Below are 19,885 nucleotides of genomic sequence, written 5' to 3'. Positions count from 1 at the left end.
ACCCGCCGCCTCGGGCTGCGACCGGCCGGCACCGCGCTGGCCACGCCGCCGCGCGACCCGGCCGGCCGGGCCGTGCTGCGCGCCGCCGAGGAAGCCGGCGTGCGCCCCCGCGTCGAGCAGGACAACGGCACGGTACGCATCCGCGTCGACGTGCCCAGCGCCGAGGTGGGACCGGAGCACCTGCGCGTGGTGCTCGGCGTGCTGCTCCAGGCCGTCCGCGAACTGACCGGGGACACCCTGGAGCCGACGGTGCTGCGCGGGCGGACGTACCGGGTGGGGCGGCGACCGTTCACGGTGCCGCGCGGCGCGACGGTGACCGCGCCGCGCAGCGAGACCGTGACGCTCGACCAGGTCGGCGGCCTGGCCGACGTGGTCGCCCGGTTCCGCGAGGTGGCGGTGTCGTTCCGGCACCCGGCGGCGATGGCCCGCTGGGGCGCGCGCCGGCCGCAGGGCATCCTGATGTACGGCCCGCCGGGCACCGGCAAGACCATGCTGGCCCGGGCGCTCGCCAACGAGGTCGGCGCGGACTTCGTGGAGATCCGCACGCCGGAGATCCTGGACAAGTACCTCGGCGGCTCCGAGCGCAACATCAAGCGCATCTTCCGCGACGCCCGCCGCTACCGCCGGCCCACCGTGATGCTCTTCGACGAGTTCGACTCGATCATCAGCTACGCGGGCGCCGGCGGCGACGCGGCCAGCCAGGCGGTCAACGCCGTCGCCGGCATCTTCAAGCAGGAGATGAACACGCTGTTCGAGGAGAACCCGGACGTCATCGTGGTGGCCACCACCAACTTCCCGCAGCGCGTCGACGCCTCGCTGATCCGCTCCGGCCGCTTCGACCTGAAGATCGCCATCCCGGCGCCGGACGACACCGGCCGCGCGGAGATCCTCACCAAGATGATCCGCGAGCTGATCGACCGGCACGAGCGGCCCGGTTTCCGGATGTTCGCCGACGACCTCGACCCGGCCGCGCTGGTCGCCGACACGGCCGGGCTCACCGGCGCGGACCTGCGCGAGGTGTTGCGCCGGGTGCAACTCGCCAAGGCGCTGCGGGAGGCCGCGGAGGGTGCGCCGCCGGCCCCGATCGGCCAGGATGACCTGCGGGAGGCCGTCGCCGGGCTGCGCCGCGGCTGAGGAGGAAGGAGTCGTTCGTGTCCTCGTCCGACCTGCTGTTGTCCCGCCGCGACCTGGCGTTCCTGCTGCACGACTGGCTGGACGTGACCCGGCTGACCGACCGGCCCCGCTACGCCGAGCACTCCCGGGAGACGTTCGACGCGGTGCTCGACCTCGCCGCCCGGGTCGCCGCCGAACGGTTCGCCCCGCACAACCGCGCCGCCGACACCGCCGAACCCACCGTCGAGGGCGGGCACGTGCGCACCATCCCGCAGGTCAAGGCCGCACTGGACGCGTTCGCCGAGACCGGGCTGTTCGCCGCCACCCTGGACGAGTCGGTGGGCGGCATGCAGCTCCCGCACGCGGTGGCCGCCGCCGCGTTCGCCTGGTTCCAGGCCGCCAACGTAGGCACCTCGGCGTACCCGTTCCTCACGCTCGGCAACGCCAACCTGCTGCTCGCCCACGCCGGTCCGGAACAGGTCGACACCTGGGTCCGGCCGATGGTGGAGGGCCGGTTCTTCGGCACCATGTGCCTGTCCGAGCCGCAGGCCGGCAGCTCGCTGGCCGACCTCACCACCCGCGCCGAGCCGCAGGACGACGGCACCTACCGGCTCACCGGCACCAAGATGTGGATCTCCGCCGGGGACCACGAACTCGCCGAGAACATCGTCCACCTGGTGCTCGCCCGCATCCCCGGCGGGCCGCCCGGTGTCAAGGGCCTGTCGCTGTTCATCGTGCCGAAGGTGCTGCTCGACGAGGACGGCTCGCTCGGCCCGCGCAACGACGTGGTGCTGGTCGGGCTCAACCACAAGCTCGGCTACCGGGGCACCACGAACACGCTGCTCAACTTCGGTGAGGGCGTGCATCGCCCGTACGGACGGGCCGGCGCGGTCGGCTACCTGGTCGGGCAGCCGCACCGAGGGCTGGCGCTGATGTTCCACATGATGAACGAGGCGCGCATCGGCATCGGGGCCGGTGCCACCGCGCTCGGCTACACCGGCTACCTGAAGTCCGTCGCGTACGCCCGGCAACGGCCGCAGGGCCGGCCGGTCGCCGACAAGGACCCCACCGCGCCGCAGGTGCCGATCGTCGCTCACCCCGACGTACGCCGGATGCTGCTGGCCCAGAAGAGCTACGTGGAGGGCGCGCTCGCGCTGGTCCTCTACTGCGGACGGCTGCTCGACGAGGAGAAGACCGCGCCCGACGGGGCGGACCGGGAGCGGGCGCACCTGCTGCTGGAACTGCTCACCCCGATCGCCAAGAGCTGGCCGTCCCAGTGGTGCCTGGCCGCCAACGACCTGGCCATCCAGGTGCACGGCGGGTACGGCTACACCCGCGACTACGACGTCGAGCAGCACTGGCGGGACAACCGGCTCAACGCCATCCACGAGGGCACCCACGGCATCCAGGCGCTCGACCTGCTCGGCCGCAAGGTCATCATGCACGACGGCGCGGCGCTGGAACTGCTGATGGAGACCATGCGCGCCACGGTGAACCGGGCCTGGAAGGCGGACGGGCCGGCCGCCGAGATGGCCGGTCGGCTCGGGGCGGCGCTGGACCGGATCGCGGTGGTGACCCGGCGGCTGTGGGCCACGGGCGACCCGGAGTTGGCGCTGGCGAACGCCTCGGTCTACCTGGAGGCGGTCGGGCACGTGGTGATCGCCTGGATGTGGCTGGAGCAGGTGCTGGCGGTGGAGGCACTGGGGTCGCCGGAGGGGGAGTTCTTCGCCGGGAAGCGGGCGGCGGCGCAGTACTTTTTCCGGTGGGAGCTGCCGAAGGTGGCGACGCAGTTCGACCTCCTGGAGAGCCTGGACCGCACCACACTGGACATGCGGGAGAGCTGGTTCTGACTCGCAGGCGGGTGTGGTGCCGGTCCGTTCGTCCCATTCCGGCGTCACGTTGCGTGACGCTCCCCCGGGGACTTGGGGTGGAGAGGGATATACCGTCCTGTCATATTCATGACTTGGTGTCATATCGCTCGAAGGAGAGTTGCCCCCCGGAGGGTGGCTGCGGTGAGCGTGGAGGGGGCCGGCACCATGCCCGAGAAGGTAATGACCATCAAGGCGCTCTGCTACGTGGTGCGGAACGGACGGTTGCTCGTCTTCCGGCACACCGATTTCAGCTACGAGGAGGTGGGCCTCCAGGTGCCGGGCGGCAGCGTCCGCGCGGGGGAGGACCCGGCGGACGCCGCGCTCCGGGAGGCCCGCGAGGAGACCGGGCTGACAGACTTCACCGTCGTGCGCGAGCTCGGGGTGATCGAGTACGACATCAGCCCGCTTCGCTTCGAGATCCAGCGTCGGTGCGTCTTCGAGCTGGCGCTGCACGAGGCGACGCCCGAGCGGTGGGCGAGCCGGGAGAACCACGACGGAGAGCGGGAGCCCACCCGGTTCGAGTGCTTCTGGATCCCGTTGCGGGCGGCGCACATCCTGCAGTCCGGCCAGGGCGCCCTCGTCGGCCGGTTGTTCGACTGACCGTCAGTCGTGCCGTACGCCCGCCAGCGGCTTGCCGTCGAGGAAGTCCGCCAGGATGTCGGTGAACCGCGCCGGCTGTTCCTCGGCCGGGTAGTGGCCGCAGTCGTCGAGGACCACGCCGGTGACGTCGTCGGCGGCTAGCCGCATCGTCTGGGCGGCACCCGCGCCGCTCCACAGCCCGCCGCCGACGGCGAGCACCGGCAGCGTCAGGCGGGTCCTGCCGCGCCGCTCGTTCTGCGCGATCGTCTCGTCCAGCGCCCGGTAGTACGCGAAGCTCGCCCGAAGCGCCCGGGGATCCGCGGTGATCGCGTCGACGTAGACGTCGACGGCGTACGCGGGGATCGTGGTCGGGGTGGCGGCCTTGGTGGCGAACTGCCAGCCGAAGAAGAGCCGCTCCCGTCCCCGGACGAGGTCCTCGTTGAGGTCGGTGAGCCGGTTGAAGCCGAACTGCCAGAGCTTCTGGTTGACCGCGGCCGGGCCGAAAGCCGGCGGGGACGGCACGACGCCGGGGATCACCGCTTCGACGACGGCGAGTCGGCCCACCCGCTCGGGGTGGTCGGCCGCGAGGGCGTACGCGGTCCACGTGCCGATGTCGTGGCCGACCACGTCGAAGCGGTCGTGCCCGAGCGCGGTCATCAACGCGACCAGGTCGGCGGCCAGCGTGCCGGCGTCGTAGCCGTCGTCGGGCTTGTCGGAGAGCCCGGCCCCGCGCTGGTCGACGGCGACGACGGTGTGGGTGCGGGCGAGCGCCGGCATCACCTTCCGCCACGCGTACCAGGTCTGGGGCCATCCGCCGACCAGCAGCACCGGCGGGCCGTCCCCGCCGGTGACGGCGTGCAGCCGCAGCCCGTCCAGTTCCACGAGTCGGCTGGTGAACACGTCGGTGAACCCGTCGGGCAGGCGCAGCGCGTGCAGGCCGGTCACGGTGTCGGTCGTCGTCATGCTGGAATGATCGGTCCAAGTTGGCATGCCGTGACCATACCCATGTTGAAACGATCGGTGCAAGATGAGTAGTCTGACGTCATGGCCGGCCGCAAGCAGTTCGACGTGGACGAGGCGCTACGGCGTGCGATGCACGTCTTCTGGCGCTGGGGCTATTCGGAGACCTCGATCGACCGCCTGACCGAGGGCACCGGCCTGGGACGCAGCTCGCTCTACGGCACCTTCGGCGACAAGAGCGCACTGTTCCGCAAGAGCCTGCACCGGTACGCGCAGACCTACCACCCGCGGTACGAACAGGCGCTTGCCGGCGCGCACCCGACCCCGAGCGCGGTCGTGGCCGCCTACCTCCAGGTGACGCTGAACCGCATCGCCGACCCGACGGTCCCGGACGGCTGCCTGCTCACCCTGTCGGCGGCGCAGTTCCCGGCCCTCGACGCGGCGGGGCAGGCGACGGTCCGCGCCATGATCGATGGTCTGCGGGCGATGCTGGAGCAGTCGTTGCGGGCGGCCGGCGCCGACGAGCACGCCGCGGCGGAGTGGGCGTTGTGCACGCTGGCGACGAACAAGTCCCTGGCGGTGCTGAGCCGCGCCGGCTTCTCGGGCGAGGACCTGGCCACCGTCGCCGCAGCCGCCGCCCGCATCCCGCAGAGATAGGGGTACCCGGACCCCGGAAACGCCGCGCGGCGCGGGTAGATGACGCGGAGCACGGGGTACTGCCGACGCATGGCTGAACTTCCCACGCACATCCTGACCGACGCGGGTTTCACGACCGACGAGGCGGACGCCATCGTCAAGGCCCTGGTGGCCGGTGACAACCTGCACGGCGACACGAACGCTGACGAGCCGATCAACATCGACGACCTTCCGCCGGAGAAGAAGGAGGCACTCGACCGGTTCAACCTTGCGGTCGCCGCCGACGCCTGAGCCGGCTGCTCCTGGCCTCATCCAGTCTTCGGGGCGTCATCCGTAACCGGGTGGCGCCCCGGTGTCCTCAGTGCGGCACGTGTTCCGGGCTCCGCTGGTGCGAACGCGGCGGATACCCGGTTGGCCCCTGGCCGACGCCGGTCGAGACTGTGGCGCATGGAGTTCCTGTGCTATCACCGCGACCGCCCCGGTTCCGCCGCCCTTCGCGACGAGCTGCGGGAGGAGCACTGGTCCTACATGGACCGGTACGCGGGCGCGATGATCGCGCGCGGGCCGACGCTGGCCGACGACGGCGTCACGCCGACCGGGAGCCTGCACATCGTCGACGTGACCGGTCCCGCCGCCGCCCGTGCCTTCGCCTTCGACGAGCCGAACTATCAGCACGGCGCGTACCGCGACGTGCTGCTGCGCCGCTGGCGCAACACGCTCGGGCGCACGATGTGGGAGTTTCCGGGCGGCAGCCTCGGCGGCGACCGGTACCTGGTGCTGGGCCTGGGCGCCGGACCGGCGGGCGACCTGGCCGTACCGGCCCGTCCGGACGAGCTGGTCGCGTACGGGCCGCTGCTGTCCGACGACGGAACCCGGTGGCTGGGCACCGCTGCCGTGGTCCGGGCCGCCGGGCCGGACGCCGCCCGCGCCGTCCTGACCCCGAGCCGGTACGCCGGGATCGAGGTGCACAACTGGCAGTTCGGCGGTCGACCCGGGTCGTCCGGTCTCTCGCCCGGGTCCGGCCGGTAGGCTGCATCCCTGCCGTGCCTCAGCGACGCGAGGGGAACGCCCGTCATGGCCATGGTCCGTGTCGAAGCCATCGTCGACGCGCCCGCCCGGCAGGTCTGGGACGCGGTCGCGGATGTCGGCGCGGTACACCGGCGGCTGCTGCCCGGCCGGGTCGCCGACGCCCGGATCGACGGCGACGTCCGGATCCTGACCATGCCGGACGGACATCAGGTCCGGGAACTCATCCTGGGCGTCGACCACGACCTGCGCCGGATGGCGTACGCGGTGGTCGAGGGGCAGCGCCTGCCGTTGACCTACCACCACGCGGCGTTCCAGGTGCTCGACGAAGGCCCCCGCTGCCGGCTCGTCTGGCTGACCGACGTCCTGCCGCACCACATGGCGGATGTGGTGCGGCCGCGGGTGGAGCGGGGGATCACGGAGATGAAGGCGGCCCTGGAACGCGACGCGACGTCGTGACGGGCGACGGTCCGACCGCTGGAGCCGCCGCACGATCATGATGGGCGTCATGCCCGGTGGAACGGGCTGCCGTGTGCCCGGATCGGGTCCTGACCGCGGTCAGTGACGGTCGGGGGCGCCCTGGATGATGCGGTCCAGGATGGCGCGTGCCGTCGTGAGCTTTTCGATGGACCCGGTGAGGCGGTGGCGTTCCTCGGCCAGGGCATCGAGAAGTTCGGGGCAGGTGGGCGCCAGCACCGTCCGGTCGTCGGGGATGCAGGGCAGGATCTCGGCGATCGCGGCGGTGCCCAGGCCGGCGGAGAGCAGCAGTTGGATGTGCCCCACCACGCGTACGGCCTGTTCGTCGTAGTGCCGGTACCCGCTTGCGTGCCGGTCGGGCCGCAGCAGCCCCTGTTCCTCGTAGTAGCGCAGGGCACGGGGGGTGGTGCCGGTCTGCCGGGCCAGTTCACTGATCCGCATGTCCGGAGCCAAACAGGACTTGACCTTCACGTCAACGTGAAGGTTTACCGTCGCTGCTGTGACAGACCATGACATCCCCATCGACCAGCGGTCCACCGTCGCCGTCCTGGGCCTCGGCCCGATGGGCCGGGCACTCGCCACTGCCGCGCTCGCCGCCGGGCACCCGACGGTGGTGTGGAACCGTACGCCGGGCCGGGCCGACCCGCTCGTGGCGCGGGGAGCCGTGCTCGCGCCCACGGTGGGCGACGCGGTACGGGCGGCCTCGGTCACGATCGCCTGCATGATCGACTATGCCGCGGTCCGCGCGAGCACGTCCGGCCTCACCGACCGGCCCGGAGGCACTCTGGTCAACCTGAGCAGCGGGCACGCCGCAGAAGCCCGCGCCATGGCCGACCTCGCCGCACGGCGTGGCGTCGACTACCTGGACGGCGCCATCCTGACCCCGGCGCCCACGATCGGCACACCCGCCGCGACGATCCTCTACAGCGGACGGCACGCGCTCTACCAGCGACACCGGGCCCTGCTGGATGCGTTCGCCGGCACCGGCATCCACCTCGGCGACGACGTCGGCGGCGCGGCGGCGTACGAGACGGCGCTGCTCGACCTGTTCGCCATGTCCGTCGGTGGACTCGCGCACGCCTTCGCCCTGGCCGTCGCCGAGGGCATCGCACCGGCCGCATTCGCCCGCTTCGCCAAGGGGATCGGCGGCCTGCTGCCCGATCTCACCGACCGGTTCGCCGCTCAGCTTGCCGCCGGCCAGTTTCCGGCCGACGTCTCCAGTGTCGCGTCGGCGGCCTCCGCGCTGTCGCACGTGCGGGCCGCCGCCGCCGTGCACGGAATCGACGCCGCCCCGCTGGAGGCCGTCCACCGCATCATCGAGCGGGCGGTCGCGGCCGGCCACGGCGGCGACAGCTACGCCCGGCTCGCTCAGCAGCTCGCCGGAGCCGGAGTCGACGCCGTGGCCCCGCGGGCGGGCTGACACGGCGACCGCCGGATCACCCGGTGGTCGGAGGTTTCGCCTTCTGCGGGTGGGGCGTCTCGTGGCGGGCCAGCATGGCGACGAACTCGCGGATCTTCCGCTCCCGGGTCTCGGCCCGTTTGACCGCGTTCAGCCGGTGGATGAGCGCGAACCGGTTGGCGCTGGTGAGGACGTCGAACATGGCCTGTGCGGCCGGCTCGGCGGCGACGGCGGCGAGCAGGTCGGCCGGCACCTCGGCCTCCGAGGGCGGGGCGTAGGCGGCTGCCCAGCGCCCGTCCGCCTTCGCTGCCTCCACCGCCGCCCGGCCCGAGGGACGCATCCGCCCCGCCGCCTCCAGCCGGGCCACGTGCTCGACGTTGCGTCGGGACCAGGAGCTGCGGGGCCGGCGCGGGGTGAACCGGATCCAGGAGCTCTCCAGGTCGCGCTTGCGGGCCTGCCCGTCGATCCAGCCGAAGCAGAGCGCCTCGTCGACCGCCTGCTGCCAGGTCAGCGTGGTGACCGTGCCGCCCTTGCGGGTCAGGGCGAGCCAGACGCCGGGTGAGGTGGCATGGTGGGCCGACAACCACGCCCGCAGCGCCTCGGCGTCCGCGACGATCAACTCTTCCAGCTCGATGCCCGGCATGACGGAAGGCTAACCCCTCGGTATGACACACGAGATCACCGCCGATCTGGTCCGGGAACTGCTCCACGACCAGCATCCGGATCTCGCCGATCGACCGCTCCGGCCGGGTGCGCGGGGATGGGACAACCAGGTGTGGCGGCTCGGTGACGACCTGGCCGTCCGGCTTCCCTGGGCGACCGTGGCCGCCGACGCGTTGCTGCGCAAGGAACACCGCTGGGTGCCCCGGCTCGCTCCGCGCCTTCCGCTGCCGGTTCCGGTCCCGCAGCGGCTCGGCGAGCCGTCCCCGTTGTTCCCGCACCTGACTGGTCACCACGTGGGTGCCGGGGGCGCCGGCCGACCGCGCGCCCGTCACCCGGGCGGCCGAGGCGGCCACCGCCCTGGCCGGCTTCCTGTCCGCCCTGCACCACCCCGCCCCGGGCGACGCGCCCACCAACCCGTACCGGGGTGGGCCGCTGACCGGCCAGGCGGACGGGTTCGCCGAGGCGCTGACCGACGCCACCGCCCGAGACTCCGCCGGGTCGGCGCCGACGTCCCGGCCCGGGCCGTAGGGTCGGCGCATGACGACCGAACAGGTCCGCCGGGCGTACGCGGCCATGGCGGACCGCTACATCGCGTTGTTCGGCACGAGCGGCCAGGTGCACGCCGACGATCTCGCATTCCTCCGGCGGCACCTGACCGGCCGGCCCGGCCCGGTGCTCGACCTGGGCTGCGGGCCCGGCCACCTCACCGACTTCCTCCGCGCCCACGACGCCGACGCGACCGGGGTCGACATCGTCGGCGAGTTCATCGCCCACGCGCGGGCCGCCCATCCGACCGGTCGTTACCTGCTCGGGTCGATGGCGGATCTTCCCGTCGCCGACCGGCGGGTCGCCGGCATCCTGGCCTGGGGTTCGGTGATCCACCTGCCCCCGGCCGGCCTGGACCGGGTGCTTGCCGAATTCCGTCGGGTGGCCGCGCCGGGCGCGACCGTGGTGCTCGGGATCTTCGTCGGCGACGAGGTCGCGGCGTTCGACCACAAGGTCGTCACCGCCTACCGCTGGCCGGTCGACGCGTTCGCCGAGCGGCTGGCCCGGGCCGGCTTCACCGAGGTGGAGCGCCTGCACCGGCCCGGTGACGCCGGCCGCCGGCCGCACGCCGCCGTCGCGGCGGTCGCCGCCGGCTGAACCGCCCGTCGTCAGCTGGGTGCCGCCCGCCCCAACGACGCGCCACCCCGCCGTCAGGACGCCGGCCCGGAGTTCCGGAGCGCCGCCGCCGCCGTCGCCCGTACGGTCGGGTTGCTGTCCTCGCTCAGGCGGGCGAGCAGCGGCCGGGCCGGTGGCCAGCGTGGCAGCGCGGCGGCGAGGACGCCGGCGACGGCCGCCCGCACCCACCAGTCCGGATCGTCGACCCGGGACCGCAGCGCGTCCGGTGGCACGCCGAGCAGGCCGAGGCCGCGCACCGCCCCGGCGCGTACCGACGACTCGGGGTCGTCGAGGAGCACGCCCAGCGCGGCTGCCGCGACCGGGACGCGGTCGGAGTGCGCGGCGCGGCGGCCGATCGCCTCGCCCAGCACGGTCCGGACCGGCCAGGCCGGGTCCGCCGTCAACTCGACCAGATGGTCCACCACCGCCGGCGGGGCGGACCAGGCCAGCAGCAGCACGGCCTGATCACGGACCCAGGCGTCCGGGTCGCGCAGCGCGGTGACGACCAGCGCGTACGCCCTCGGGTCGAGATGCACCGCCGGCAGCGCGCCGAGCGCGGTCCGCCGGATCTCCGGGTCGGGGTCGGCCGCCGCCGCGCGTAGCCGCTCCAGGTCCGCCGCCTCGAACACGTGCCCGAGCGCCTGCAACGCGGCCCGTCGCAGATGCGGGTCACCGTCGTCGAGCAGCGGGAGGACGACGGCCCGGCACGCGGGCGGGTCCGCGAGCGTCGCCAGGCCCAGCGCCGTCCCCAGTTGCTCACCGTCGTCGTCGGCCTCGTCGTCGTGCCGCGCGTCGGCGAGGAGCCGCAGCAGCCGGGGAAACACGTCGGCGCCGGACAGCCGGGCCAGGAGGTGGGCCATCAGGTCCCGGCCGTACCGGTTGCGTTCGCGGACGTAGCGCTCCAGTTCGGCCCGTGCCGCCGCCGCGGTGGCGCGGTCGCCGCTGGCGGCCAACTCCCGTAAGAGTGGCCATGGATCGTCGTCCAGGGTGCCGTCGGCGATGCGCAGCAGGTTGGTCAGCGGCACCCGGGCCCTCCATGGGCGAGGCGTGGATCGGGGAGGTGCCCGTGCCGGCCGAGGCGTGGCGGCGGGCCCGCGGGGTTGGGCACTCCCGTCCGACCGCGGAAAGGCGGCGTCAGCGTACCCCGGTCGATCGTCCCGCTCGGACCTCGCGCGTCAGCCGGTCGGGTGGGCCGTCGCATGGACGTCCCGCTGCGCGTCGGGCCGCCCCGCGTCGGGCCGCGACGCGCCCGGACGGTGTGAATTGGGTGGCACGATCGGGGGCCGGCCGTGAGGATCCGTCCCATGGACCCCGACCCGCTGCTCGACCGGGCCCGCCACGTCTGGCTCCGGATGGCCGGCGTTCCGGTGCGCTTTCCTCCGGACGGCGGCGTCGAGGTGGTCGTCTCGGCGAGGTCGCTGCTCTGTCCACCGGGCTGGGTCGGGATCGTCACGGTGGGCGGTGCCGCCGTGGTCACCGCACCGGACGGCGACACGGCCGAGTTGATCCGCCGTGGGCTGCCCGGAGCGCCGGTCGGTGGTCTGACCGATCCCGACCGGCTGTGTGCGGCGCTGCCGGTGGCCGACGCGCTGGGGCCGGCGAGCCTTGCCTACACCGACCGCCACCGTTTCCGGCCGGCGGGACCCGACAGGGTGGAGGTGCTTCCCCGGGACCACGCGGATCTCACCGCGCTCCTGACGTCGGTGACGGCCGACGACGCCGAGGAGTGCGGGCTGGCCGACATCACCTCCCACGCGTTCGTCGTACGCCGCGAGAACCAGGTCGTCGCCGCGGCCGGCTACCGTCGGTGGCCCGGGGAGGCGGCCCACCTGTGCGTTCTCACCAGGCCGGATCAACGCGGACGCGGGCTGGCACGGGCGGTCGCCTCCCGAGCGGTGGCGGACGGTCTGACGCGTCGTCTGCTGCCGCAGTGGCGGGCGCGGCCGGGGCCGTCGCCGCGCGTGGCGCGGGCGCTGGGCTTCCGCGTACTCGGCGGTCAGCTCAGCGTCCGGCTCGGATGCGGGCGTCCCCTCCTGTGACGACCTGCGGGCCTACCCGACCGGCGCCCGGCCGCGGTCGTGGGGAACGCCGGCCACGGCGATGCCGCGCACGTCGACTCGGGTGGTGGGAGGGGCTGGGTTCCGGTGGTCAGGACGCCTGGCGGACGGGCGTGTCGGCGAGCCAGGTGTCGGCCAGCTCGGCGAGCGGGACGTCGAGGGCCTGACTGAGGCAGACCACGGTGCCGAACGCCGGCGCGGGCAGCCGGCCCGCCTCGATCTTGCGGAGCGTCTCCGGGGAGATGCCGGCCGCCAGGGCCACCTCGCCGAGGCTGCGGCCGGCTCGCGCGGATCGCAGGGCGACGCCGAGGCGTCGGCCGGCGGCGATCTGTTCGGCGGTGAGAGGCTGGCGAACCATGGCAGCAGGATATCCCCTCGGGACGCCCGCAGCGGGCGTGGTATAAAAATACCGGACCGGGAGAGGGAGGCTGTCGTGATCGAGCTCAAGTCCGCCGAGGAGATCGGCCGGATGGCGGTGACCGGCCAGTTCGTCGGTGAACTGCTCGCCGAGCTGAAGGGCGTCGCCGCGGTCGGCGTCAACCTGATGGACATCGAGCACCACGCCCGCCGCCGGATCGCCGAGCGCGGCGCCGAGTCCTGCTACTGGGACTACGCCCCGTCGTTCGGCCGGGGCCCGTTCCGCAACGTGCTGTGCCTGTCGGTCAACGACGCGGTGCTGCACGGCCTGCCGCACGACTACGTGCTGCGCGACGGCGACCTGCTCAGCATCGACATGGCGGTCGGCATCGACGGCTGGGTCGCCGACTCCGCGCTCTCGTTCGTCGTCGGCACCCCCGACCCGGCCGACCTGAAGCTGATCGAGGCCACCGAGGTCGCGCTGGAGGCCGGCATCGCCGCCGCCCGGCCCGGCGGTCGCCTCGGCGACGTCTCCGCCGCGATCGGCGAGGTCGCCCACGCCTACGGCTACGGCGTCAACGGCGAGTTCGGCGGCCACGGCATCGGCCGCACCATGCACGAGGCCCCGCACGTGGCCAACAGTGGTCGCGCCCGCCGGGGCATGAAGCTCACCCCCGGCCTCACCATCGCCATCGAACCCTGGCTGTGCCGCACCACCGACAAGATCAGGGTCGACGACGACGGTTGGACGATCCGCTCCGCCGACGGCTCCCGCACCGCCCACTCCGAACACACCGTCGCCGTCACCGACTCCGGCCCGCAGGTCCTCACCCGCCGTCCCACCGACGCCGCCACGCCGGGCGACCCCACCCGCAAGCCCGCCGCCGCCTCCTGAGCCGGGCCCGGACGGAAGTCCCGCCCGGCAGCAGCAGCGGCGTGCCGAGCAGCAGCACGCCGGAGACGGTGATCGCGGCGAGCGGGCCGGTGAGCGTGGCGAGGCCACCCCAGACCACCGTCAGCGCGGCGGACGTGAGCCGGCTGCCGACGCTCCACGCGCCGAGCACCCGGGCCGCGTGGTCGGTGGGGGTCCGCCGCAGCCGCTCGGTGGCGTAGATCGGGTTGAACACGCCCATCGCCACGATCAGCAGGCCCTCGACCAGGATCACGGTGACGAGCCCACCGACGCCGGGTCGGACGAACGCCAACCCGAGCGGGAAGACCGACCGCAGCCAACCGCTGGCGGTCAGCACCCGCTGCCCGCCGTACCGTCGCACCAGGCGGGGGGAGAGTCGCGCGCCCACGAAGCCGCCCAGCGCCGGCAACCCGAACGCGAGACCGTACTGCCAGGCCGGAAACGCGTACGCACCGAGCAGGAGCACGGCCAGCAACGGGACGGTGGCCGTGATCAGGCCGTTTACCAGCACCGAGTTGAGGAACAGCCGGCGCAGGACCGGATCGTGGCGGATGAACCGCCATCCGCCGAGCAGATCCGCGCCGCGCGGCGCCGCCGCCCGGGCGGTCGCCACGTCGCCGCCGGAGATCCGGTGGACCGCGAGCGCCGACAACAGGTAGCTCAGCGCGTCGGCGGCGACGGTGACGACCGGGCCGAGCAACCCGACCAGCGCACCGCCCAGCGGCGGGCCGGCCGCCGTCGCCACCCAGGCCGTGCCCTCCAGACGACCGTTCGCGACCAGCAGCCGGTCGGCGGGCACGAGATGCTTCAGGTACGCGCCGGACGCGGCCGTGAACGCGATCCCCGCGCTCCCGCAGACCACCGCGACGACCAGCAGCTGGCCGAAGGTCAACACCCCGAGCACGTACGCGACCGGCACGCTCGCCGTCGCGGCGAACCGGACCAGATCCGTCCCGATCATCACCGGGCGCTTCGGCCGGTGCTCCACCCACGGCGCGAGCGGAAACGCCACCACCGCCGCGACCGCGAGGCCGGCCGCCTCCAGCAGCGACACCGCGAACGCCGACGAGTGCAGCTCCCGCACCGCGAGCAGCGGGAACGCGCCGAACGCGAGCCACGTGCCGTACGTGCTGACCGCGTACGCCGACCACAGCCGGTTGAAGTCCTGATCCCGTGCCACCGCCGCATCAGACCGGTCGCCGGCGCGCGTGATCAAACAACCGCGCCCGGGCGAGCCACAACCACCGGTTGGACGGCCCTAGGCTGAGCCGGTGGACTCCGAGGCAGTGCGATCGTTCGTCCGGGCCGCCGACGTCGGACAGTTCCAACATGCCGCCGACGAGCTGGGGGTCACCCAGCAGGCCGTCTCCAAACGGGTCGCCGCGCTGGAACGTGAGCTGTCGGTCCGCCTGTTCACCCGGACCGCCCGCGGCGTCGACCTGACCCCCGACGGCCGGACGTTCCTCCCGCACGCCCGCGGCATCGTGGCGAACGCCGACCGGGCCGTCGCCGCGCTCCGGCCCGGCTCCCGGGCGCTGCGCGTCGACGTGCTCGGCCTGCGCAGCGCACAGGCCGTCGTCCTGCACGACTACTGGCGCGCCCACCCCGGCACCCGCCTGGACGTGGTCACGCTCCGGGTCGACGACCCGCGCCGGGTGGCCGCCGCCGTCCGGGCCGGCGACCTGGACGCCGCGTTCCGCTCCGTCACCGACCCGGCCACGTTGCCGCCCGACGTCCGGATGGTCCACGCGTTCGACTCGCCGCTGGAACTGCTCGTCGGTCCCCGGCACCCGCTCGCCGCCGCGCGCACCCTCACCCCGGCCCACCTGCGCGGGCTACGCATCTGGGTGCCCGGCATCGTGGCGCACAGCGAATGGTCGGAGTTCTACGACCAGCTCGCCACCGCCTTCGACCTCCGCATCGACGCGGCCGGCCCGAACTTCGGCGACGAGGTGCTCCTCGACACCCTGGCCGACGCCGCCGACGTGGCCACAGTGGTCGGCGCGCGCGACAGGTACCTGTGGCCGGCGAGCCACGACCTGCGCCGCATCCCGATCCGGAACCCGACGCTCGCGTACCCGATCTCGCTGATGCTGCCCACGACGAACCCGCACCCGGGTCTCCGGGCGATCGTCGACCACCTCGCGGCCCTGACCCGGCCGCCCGATCCGGTGTGGCGACCGTCCTGGGCCGCCGTCACCCCGGCGGCGGGTCGGCGGTGATCCGCTCCAACGTGCGCCGGCCGAGTCGGCTCATCACCGGGTTGGACTCCCGGTAGTACCAGACCAGGCCCATCGCCTGCTCGAACGCCCAGGCCCGACCGCGTTCCCACGTCAGGTCGTCGCAGCCGAGCCGCTCACGCAGCGCCGAGCGGGGCCCGGCTTCCAGCAGATGCCAGCCGCCGACGAGGTCGAGCGCGGGATCGGCCGGGCCCGACCCACCCACGTCGAGGACCCCGGCCAGCCGGCCCGCGCGGACCAGCACGTTGCCCGGGATCAGATCGGTGTGGCTCATCCGGTCCGGCGTCCCGCCTCGGGGCAGCTCCCGCATCGCCGTCCAGAACCGGCGCAGCAGCGGCACGTCCAGCAGCCCTTCGCTGCGCCGCAGGCAGGTCTGCATCCACTCGTCGTGCGCGAGCAGGACACCGCCCCGGCCCGACCCGTCGAACGTGCGTCCCCCGGTGTCGATGGCCCGCACGTCGGTGACGAACTCGGCGAGATCGTCGGCGAAGGCGTACGAGTCGCCCGGGTCCTCGACGGTCGCCACGACGCCGGGCAGCCAGGTCTGCACCGACCAGGGGAGCGGATAGCCGGCGCCGGGCCGGCCGAGCGCGACCGGCTCCGGAGTGGGAAACCGGGTCCGGCCCCGCATCTCGCGGGCCGCGTCCGCCTCACGAGCCAGCCAGCGCCCCGCCGCCTGCGGCTCCTGCGGTTGCCGGGGAAACCGCGCGGTCAACCGGTCGCCCAGCCGGAAGATGGCGTTGACCGTGCCGGAGGACGCCAGCGGCCGCACCGGCAGGCGCCGCCACGCGGGGAACTGCGCATCCACCAGGGCGCGAACCGTCTCCGGCGCGACCGTGAGTTCGCCCTCGTGCATCGGCATGCCGGCAGCCTGGCCGGCCCGGCGCGCGCCCGCAACCGGTTACCCTGCCCGACGTGAGGGCTCCCGACTGGCTCGCCGACATCCGCACCTCCTACGACACGGTGGCGGTCAGCTACGCCGACCTGCTGCGGGACGCGCTCACCGAGGAACCGTTCCAGCGGGGCATCCTGGCGCTCTTCACCGAGCTGGTGCGGGCCCGGGGCGGCGGGCCGGTGGCCGACGTCGGGTGCGGCCCCGGCCGGATCACCGGCCACCTGCACGGGCTCGGTCTGGACGCGTTCGGCGTCGACCTGTCACCCGGCATGATCGAGGTGGCCCGGCGGGACCACCCCGGGCTGCGCTTCGAGGTGGGTTCGATGACCCGCCTCGACCGGTGTCGAGGGCGGCTTCGTCTTCGCCCACCGGTGACGGCGGTACCGTGCCCTGGTGTCCGCCACCTCGGTGACGTCGTCCGCCGTCACGTCCGCGTTCGACTACTACCTGCTGTGCCCGGCCGGTGCGCCGGCCGCGCCGCCCGGGCTGCTGGTCGAGGAGTGGGTGCTGGCCGACGATCTTTCGGCGACGCGCCTGCGGACCGCCGGTTGGACCCCGGCGGACGGCGGGTGGTGGAGTTCCGCCGCGTTCGCCCGCGCGGTCCGCGCGGACCCCGGCGTCCGGGCCCGGCTGCGGGCGGTCACCAGGGCCGCCGCCGAGGAGGCGTACCTCCGGTCGGGCGGCGGCGCGCTGCCGGACGAGGACGTGCTGCGCGGCCACTTCCGGGACGACGTGCCGCTGGCGGCCGTGGCGCCGCTGCGGCTCGGCGACGGACCGCCGGTGTGGCGGGTGCTGTTCGCCGGTGAACTCGACAACGGGCGGCTGGCCGGCCTCCGGACCGCCCTGCGGCTCTCCGACGGCACCGGCCCGGGTGTCGCCGGCACCGGGCGGCTACACGTCGACGACACCACCTTCCGCTGGGACCTGCGCCGCGTCGGCGGCGGTGTGGCGTGGTGCCTGGACGTGACCGTCGAGCCGGCGCACCGGGACGCGCTGCGTCCGCTGCTGCGCCGGCTCACCGACGTGGCACGCCGCCACGGCCTGGTGCCCGCGACGATCGATTGCTTCGCCTGACGACAGACGTCATGGCTCCTGTCAGTCGGCGAACTCGACAGCGGCGAGCGCGGCCGAGCGGTGCGTGGCGAGGAGTTCGGCCTGCTCGACAGCGGCGAGCGCGGCCGAGCGGTGCGTGGCGAGGAGTTCGGCCTGCTCGACGACCGCCCGGCGGCGGCTGTCGGGGAGCTTCTGCCAAGGCTGCACGGCGACCGTCAGCCTCGCGCCGGACTTGCGGGGCCGCCAGGTGCCGACCAGGTCACCGTCGACCAGGACAGCGCCGGGACGGCCCAGCACCGGCCACAGCTCCTTGGCCCGGGCCGGGTCCGGCACCAGCGTCGCGCGGTCCTTCGCCTGGAGGAACAGGTCGTACGGGCCGAGCAGCCGGGTCACCGTGGCCCCGGCCGTCGCCGTCGCCGTCTCGTCCTCGGCGAGCAGCCAGCGGGTCTCGCCGTCGACCGGCACCTCCACCACGTCCTGCGGCCAGCGCGCCCGCACGTCCTTGACCGGGGCGTCGAGGTAGTCGGCCACGTGCTTCGGGGTGGCCGGGCCGAGCAGCCGGAGATAGGCGCGGACCAGGTCGAACCGGTCGCCGGGGTCCGCCGCCCGGCGGAACGCCGGGATGCGGCGCAGCACCGGTGGGGACGTGCCGGGCGTCAGCTCCAGCCCGGCGCGCACGGCGGCCAGCCGGAACGGCATCTCGTAGAGGTGGGTGGCCTGGCAGGGCCGGCAGAACCGCAGGTAGGGCTCGGGGAGCTGGGTGGCGAGGCGGGCCGAGACGTCGCCCTTGACGGTCGGCTCGGTGACGATCGCGCGCATCCGCCCGGCCACCTCGTCGAGCGCGGTCACGATGCCGATGCCGGCCGCCTTCAACGGTCTGGCGGCATCGTAGATGCGCTTGCCGGCGTCGGCGTCGGTGAACGGCTCGACCGCGGCCGCGACCCGGCCGACGTCGGCGCGGCGGTAGAGGTGGGGCGCGCCGCGCACCGTCCACAGCAGGACCACCTCGTCGTCGGAGAGCGCCGACGCGTCGACCCCCCGCAGGGCCAGCGCCCAGCGGGCGCCGTCCGGGCCGGTGTCCTGCACGCCCAGGTCGAGCACGGCGGTGTCGACGAGCGCGCCCTCGACGCGGTCGAGTTGCTGGGCCCGCACGCGGAAACTCATCACCTGACGCCGGTCGACCATCGCCCCAGCCTAGGCGCAGGCACCGACAAACGCCGGTAGCCGGCAGCCGGGTCAGTGCGACGCCGGGCGGGCCACCGATCCCGGTTCGCCCGCCCGACGGGGGCCGCCGGAACGCTTGAGCGCGAACACCCCGCCGCCGATGAGCACGGCGCTGAGCACGATGCCGACGAGGTTGCCGTCGGCGAGACTGCCGAACACCATGAGCAGACCGATGATCACCGACACCCCGCCGACCAGTCGCAGGAGGTAACGCCCGATCGCCTTGCCCCGTGAATCCATCATGGAGCGTCGGCTACCCGGTCGCCCGGCACGGCAAACGGAAGAGATCGTGGTGACATTTGTACCGGCCGGTCGGGTATCGCCGGCCCTGCCGTCCCACCACCACCGGCTTCTACCGTCTCCGGTGTGGACGACGACGCGGTACGACTGGCCGGGCTCACCCGGCGCTACGGCCCGGTGCGGGCCGTCGACGCACTCGACCTGATCATCCCGCCGGGGAGCACGGTCGCCCTGCTCGGCCCCAACGGCGCCGGCAAGACCACCACGCTGGAGATCCTGCTGGGACTTCTCCCGGCCGACGCCGGCACGGCTGCGGTGTTCGGCCGGGAGCCCGCCGAGGCGGTGCGGGCCGGCCGGGTCGGCGCGATGCTCCAGCACGCCGGCTTCGTGCCCGGCGCCACCGTCGGTGACCTGGTCGGGCTGGCCCGGGCGCTGCACGCCCGCCCGCTGGACACCGACCGGATCCTCGACCTGGCCGGCCTCACCGAGCTGGCCGCGCGCCGGGCGGACCGCCTCTCCGGCGGTGAGGCGCAGCGCGTCCGGTTCGCGTTCGCGCTGGCCGGCGAGCCGGACCTGCTGGTCCTCGACGAGCCCACCACCGCGCTCGACGTCGACGCCCGGCGGACGTTCTGGGCGGCCATCCGGCGGTACGCCGACGACGGCCACACCGTGCTGTTCAGCACCCACCAGCTGCACGAGGCCGACGAGTACGCCGACCGCGTGGTGGTGCTCGCCGCCGGCCGGGTGGTGGCGGACGGGCCGCCCGCCCGGATCCGCGCGCTGGCCGGCGCCCGTACCGTCGCCTTCGATCTCGCCGGCGGGCCGGTCGACGGCCTCGCGGAGCTGCCCGCGGTGCGGTCGGTGGAGGTGCGCGGCGAGCGGGTGGTCCTCACCACCACCGACGCCGACGCGACGGTGCTCGCGCTCGCGACCGGCCGGGGTTTCCGGGGCCTGGAGGTCGCCGCCCCCGGCCTGGAAGCCGCCTTCCTCGCGCTCACCTCGACCGGAACGGAGTCCTGAC

At 74.0% G+C, this 19,885-nt stretch carries 23 protein-coding genes and 2 pseudogenes; 16 read left to right on the top strand and 9 right to left on the bottom strand.

Going from position 1 to position 19,885, the window contains the following annotated elements; translation table 11 throughout:
- The 3 genes from C8054_RS29565 to C8054_RS29555 form a co-directional block, all read left to right on the top strand.
- Nucleotides 1-1,134, top strand: a 1,134-nt coding sequence (locus tag C8054_RS29565; protein ID WP_107162441.1) for a 26S protease regulatory subunit, incomplete at its 5' end; no start/stop codon positions are given.
- Between the two features lie 17 nt (nucleotides 1,135-1,151).
- Nucleotides 1,152-2,963: an acyl-CoA dehydrogenase gene (locus C8054_RS29560; protein WP_107162440.1), complete on the top strand. Its 1,812-nt coding sequence runs from the start codon at nucleotides 1,152-1,154 to the stop codon at nucleotides 2,961-2,963.
- A 186-nt stretch (nucleotides 2,964-3,149) separates the two neighbouring features.
- Nucleotides 3,150-3,584 carry an NUDIX domain-containing protein gene (locus tag C8054_RS29555; RefSeq protein WP_107162448.1) on the top strand — a complete coding sequence of 145 codons (435 nt, stop codon included), beginning with the start codon at nucleotides 3,150-3,152 and terminating at the stop codon, nucleotides 3,582-3,584.
- 3 nt (nucleotides 3,585-3,587) lie between these two features.
- On the opposite strand, the gene C8054_RS29550 is transcribed toward C8054_RS29555, so the two are convergent.
- The gene (locus C8054_RS29550; RefSeq protein WP_233220237.1) at nucleotides 3,588-4,526 is read right to left on the bottom strand and encodes an alpha/beta fold hydrolase; all 939 of its coding nucleotides are present in this window, start codon (nucleotides 4,524-4,526) and stop codon (nucleotides 3,588-3,590) included.
- Nucleotides 4,527-4,607: 81 nt separating this feature from the next.
- Between C8054_RS29550 and C8054_RS29545 the strand changes: the two genes are divergently transcribed.
- The 4 genes from C8054_RS29545 to C8054_RS29530 all read left to right on the top strand — a co-directional run bounded on the left by C8054_RS29545 (nucleotide 4,608) and on the right by C8054_RS29530 (nucleotide 6,644).
- Nucleotides 4,608-5,180: a TetR/AcrR family transcriptional regulator gene (locus tag C8054_RS29545; RefSeq protein WP_199199974.1), complete on the top strand. Its 573-nt coding sequence runs from the start codon at nucleotides 4,608-4,610 to the stop codon at nucleotides 5,178-5,180.
- A gap of 69 nt (nucleotides 5,181-5,249) precedes the next feature.
- Nucleotides 5,250-5,450 (top strand): hypothetical protein, encoded by a 201-nt coding sequence (locus C8054_RS29540; RefSeq protein ID WP_107162439.1) that lies wholly within the window; start codon nucleotides 5,250-5,252, stop codon nucleotides 5,448-5,450.
- A gap of 156 nt (nucleotides 5,451-5,606) precedes the next feature.
- Nucleotides 5,607-6,188 carry a YciI family protein gene (locus C8054_RS29535; RefSeq protein WP_107162438.1) on the top strand — a complete coding sequence of 194 codons (582 nt, stop codon included), beginning with the start codon at nucleotides 5,607-5,609 and terminating at the stop codon, nucleotides 6,186-6,188.
- 45 nt (nucleotides 6,189-6,233) lie between these two features.
- Entirely contained in the window at nucleotides 6,234-6,644 is a 411-nt protein-coding gene (locus C8054_RS29530) for an SRPBCC family protein (RefSeq protein WP_107162437.1), read from the top strand.
- Between the two features lie 99 nt (nucleotides 6,645-6,743).
- Here the strand turns inward: C8054_RS29530 and C8054_RS29525 are convergent, their stop codons facing one another.
- The gene (locus tag C8054_RS29525; protein ID WP_107162436.1) at nucleotides 6,744-7,103 is read right to left on the bottom strand and encodes a MerR family transcriptional regulator; all 360 of its coding nucleotides are present in this window, start codon (nucleotides 7,101-7,103) and stop codon (nucleotides 6,744-6,746) included.
- Nucleotides 7,104-7,161: 58 nt separating this feature from the next.
- Between C8054_RS29525 and C8054_RS29520 the strand changes: the two genes are divergently transcribed.
- On the top strand, nucleotides 7,162-8,082 hold the full coding sequence (locus tag C8054_RS29520) for an NAD(P)-dependent oxidoreductase (protein ID WP_233220236.1): 921 nt from the start codon (nucleotides 7,162-7,164) through the stop codon (nucleotides 8,080-8,082).
- 16 nt (nucleotides 8,083-8,098) lie between these two features.
- Here C8054_RS29520 and C8054_RS29515 read toward each other — a convergent pair whose 3' ends face one another.
- Complete coding sequence (locus tag C8054_RS29515; RefSeq protein ID WP_107162435.1) at nucleotides 8,099-8,704, bottom strand: YdeI family protein; 606 nt, start codon at nucleotides 8,702-8,704, stop codon at nucleotides 8,099-8,101.
- A gap of 22 nt (nucleotides 8,705-8,726) precedes the next feature.
- On the opposite strand from C8054_RS29515, the pseudogene C8054_RS33310 reads away from it, so the two are divergent.
- Nucleotides 8,727-9,210: pseudogene (locus C8054_RS33310) on the top strand (phosphotransferase); the annotation flags it as partial.
- Between the two features lie 51 nt (nucleotides 9,211-9,261).
- Entirely contained in the window at nucleotides 9,262-9,867 is a 606-nt protein-coding gene (locus tag C8054_RS29505) for a class I SAM-dependent methyltransferase (RefSeq protein WP_107162434.1), read from the top strand.
- Between the two features lie 53 nt (nucleotides 9,868-9,920).
- Here C8054_RS29505 and C8054_RS29500 read toward each other — a convergent pair whose 3' ends face one another.
- Complete coding sequence (locus C8054_RS29500) at nucleotides 9,921-10,910, bottom strand: HEAT repeat domain-containing protein (RefSeq protein ID WP_107162433.1); 990 nt, start codon at nucleotides 10,908-10,910, stop codon at nucleotides 9,921-9,923.
- Nucleotides 10,911-11,189: 279 nt separating this feature from the next.
- Between C8054_RS29500 and C8054_RS29495 the strand changes: the two genes are divergently transcribed.
- Entirely contained in the window at nucleotides 11,190-11,924 is a 735-nt protein-coding gene (locus C8054_RS29495) for a GNAT family N-acetyltransferase (RefSeq protein WP_107162432.1), read from the top strand.
- A 109-nt stretch (nucleotides 11,925-12,033) separates the two neighbouring features.
- Here the strand turns inward: C8054_RS29495 and C8054_RS29490 are convergent, their stop codons facing one another.
- Entirely contained in the window at nucleotides 12,034-12,300 is a 267-nt protein-coding gene (locus C8054_RS29490; protein ID WP_107162431.1) for a helix-turn-helix domain-containing protein, read from the bottom strand.
- Between the two features lie 75 nt (nucleotides 12,301-12,375).
- On the opposite strand from C8054_RS29490, the gene map reads away from it, so the two are divergent.
- Nucleotides 12,376-13,194 carry a type I methionyl aminopeptidase gene (map, locus tag C8054_RS29485; RefSeq protein WP_107162430.1) on the top strand — a complete coding sequence of 273 codons (819 nt, stop codon included), beginning with the start codon at nucleotides 12,376-12,378 and terminating at the stop codon, nucleotides 13,192-13,194.
- Here map and C8054_RS29480 read toward each other — a convergent pair.
- Nucleotides 13,127-14,392 (bottom strand): MFS transporter, encoded by a 1,266-nt coding sequence (locus C8054_RS29480; RefSeq protein WP_107162429.1) that lies wholly within the window; start codon nucleotides 14,390-14,392, stop codon nucleotides 13,127-13,129. The two genes, map and C8054_RS29480, sit on opposite strands and share 68 nt — an antisense overlap.
- A 91-nt stretch (nucleotides 14,393-14,483) precedes the next feature.
- Between C8054_RS29480 and C8054_RS29475 the strand changes: the two genes are divergently transcribed.
- Nucleotides 14,484-15,434, top strand: coding sequence for a LysR family transcriptional regulator (locus C8054_RS29475; protein ID WP_107162428.1), 951 nt, complete (start codon nucleotides 14,484-14,486; stop codon nucleotides 15,432-15,434).
- Here C8054_RS29475 and C8054_RS29470 read toward each other — a convergent pair.
- Entirely contained in the window at nucleotides 15,409-16,314 is a 906-nt protein-coding gene (locus C8054_RS29470; RefSeq protein WP_233220234.1) for an aminoglycoside phosphotransferase family protein, read from the bottom strand. The genes C8054_RS29475 and C8054_RS29470 overlap by 26 nt on opposite strands.
- A 53-nt stretch (nucleotides 16,315-16,367) precedes the next feature.
- On the opposite strand from C8054_RS29470, the pseudogene C8054_RS29465 reads away from it, so the two are divergent.
- A pseudogene (locus C8054_RS29465) lies at nucleotides 16,368-16,676 on the top strand (trans-aconitate 2-methyltransferase); the annotation flags it as partial.
- Between the two features lie 64 nt (nucleotides 16,677-16,740).
- Nucleotides 16,741-17,421, top strand: coding sequence for a hypothetical protein (locus tag C8054_RS32420; protein ID WP_199199978.1), 681 nt, complete (start codon nucleotides 16,741-16,743; stop codon nucleotides 17,419-17,421).
- Between the two features lie 21 nt (nucleotides 17,422-17,442).
- Here C8054_RS32420 and C8054_RS29455 read toward each other — a convergent pair whose 3' ends face one another.
- On the bottom strand, nucleotides 17,443-18,585 hold the full coding sequence (locus tag C8054_RS29455) for a winged helix DNA-binding domain-containing protein (RefSeq protein WP_107162426.1): 1,143 nt from the start codon (nucleotides 18,583-18,585) through the stop codon (nucleotides 17,443-17,445).
- Nucleotides 18,586-18,636: 51 nt separating this feature from the next.
- Nucleotides 18,637-18,867 (bottom strand): hypothetical protein, encoded by a 231-nt coding sequence (locus C8054_RS29450; RefSeq protein WP_107162425.1) that lies wholly within the window; start codon nucleotides 18,865-18,867, stop codon nucleotides 18,637-18,639.
- A 123-nt stretch (nucleotides 18,868-18,990) separates the two neighbouring features.
- Between C8054_RS29450 and C8054_RS29445 the strand changes: the two genes are divergently transcribed.
- Nucleotides 18,991-19,884 carry an ABC transporter ATP-binding protein gene (locus C8054_RS29445; RefSeq protein ID WP_107162424.1) on the top strand — a complete coding sequence of 298 codons (894 nt, stop codon included), beginning with the start codon at nucleotides 18,991-18,993 and terminating at the stop codon, nucleotides 19,882-19,884.
- Nucleotide 19,885 lies beyond the last annotated feature (1 nt).

Source organism: Micromonospora sp. RP3T (genome assembly GCF_003027925.1).
Taxonomy (GTDB): Bacteria; Actinomycetota; Actinomycetes; order Mycobacteriales; family Micromonosporaceae; genus Micromonospora.
This window is presented reverse-complemented; position numbering and strand designations above follow the sequence as displayed.

Bases quoted from the DNA above. Each gene is read 5' to 3' on its own strand.
- C8054_RS29450 (WP_107162425.1), bottom strand. From the start codon at position 18,867: ATGATGGATTCACGGGGCAAGGCGATCGGGCGTTACCTCCTGCGACTG.
- C8054_RS29545 (WP_199199974.1), top strand. From the start codon at position 4,608: ATGGCCGGCCGCAAGCAGTTCGACGTGGACGAGGCGCTACGGCGTGCG.
- C8054_RS29515 (WP_107162435.1), bottom strand. From the start codon at position 8,704: ATGCCGGGCATCGAGCTGGAAGAGTTGATCGTCGCGGACGCCGAGGCG.
- C8054_RS29490 (WP_107162431.1), bottom strand. From the start codon at position 12,300: ATGGTTCGCCAGCCTCTCACCGCCGAACAGATCGCCGCCGGCCGACGC.
- C8054_RS29470 (WP_233220234.1), bottom strand. From the start codon at position 16,314: ATGCCGATGCACGAGGGCGAACTCACGGTCGCGCCGGAGACGGTTCGC.
- C8054_RS29535 (WP_107162438.1), top strand. From the start codon at position 5,607: ATGGAGTTCCTGTGCTATCACCGCGACCGCCCCGGTTCCGCCGCCCTT.
- C8054_RS29455 (WP_107162426.1), bottom strand. From the start codon at position 18,585: ATGGTCGACCGGCGTCAGGTGATGAGTTTCCGCGTGCGGGCCCAGCAA.
- C8054_RS29495 (WP_107162432.1), top strand. From the start codon at position 11,190: ATGGACCCCGACCCGCTGCTCGACCGGGCCCGCCACGTCTGGCTCCGG.
- C8054_RS29530 (WP_107162437.1), top strand. From the start codon at position 6,234: ATGGCCATGGTCCGTGTCGAAGCCATCGTCGACGCGCCCGCCCGGCAG.
- C8054_RS29550 (WP_233220237.1), bottom strand. From the start codon at position 4,526: ATGACGACGACCGACACCGTGACCGGCCTGCACGCGCTGCGCCTGCCC.
- C8054_RS29555 (WP_107162448.1), top strand. From the start codon at position 3,150: ATGCCCGAGAAGGTAATGACCATCAAGGCGCTCTGCTACGTGGTGCGG.
- C8054_RS29525 (WP_107162436.1), bottom strand. From the start codon at position 7,103: ATGCGGATCAGTGAACTGGCCCGGCAGACCGGCACCACCCCCCGTGCC.
- C8054_RS29540 (WP_107162439.1), top strand. From the start codon at position 5,250: ATGGCTGAACTTCCCACGCACATCCTGACCGACGCGGGTTTCACGACC.
- C8054_RS29505 (WP_107162434.1), top strand. From the start codon at position 9,262: ATGACGACCGAACAGGTCCGCCGGGCGTACGCGGCCATGGCGGACCGC.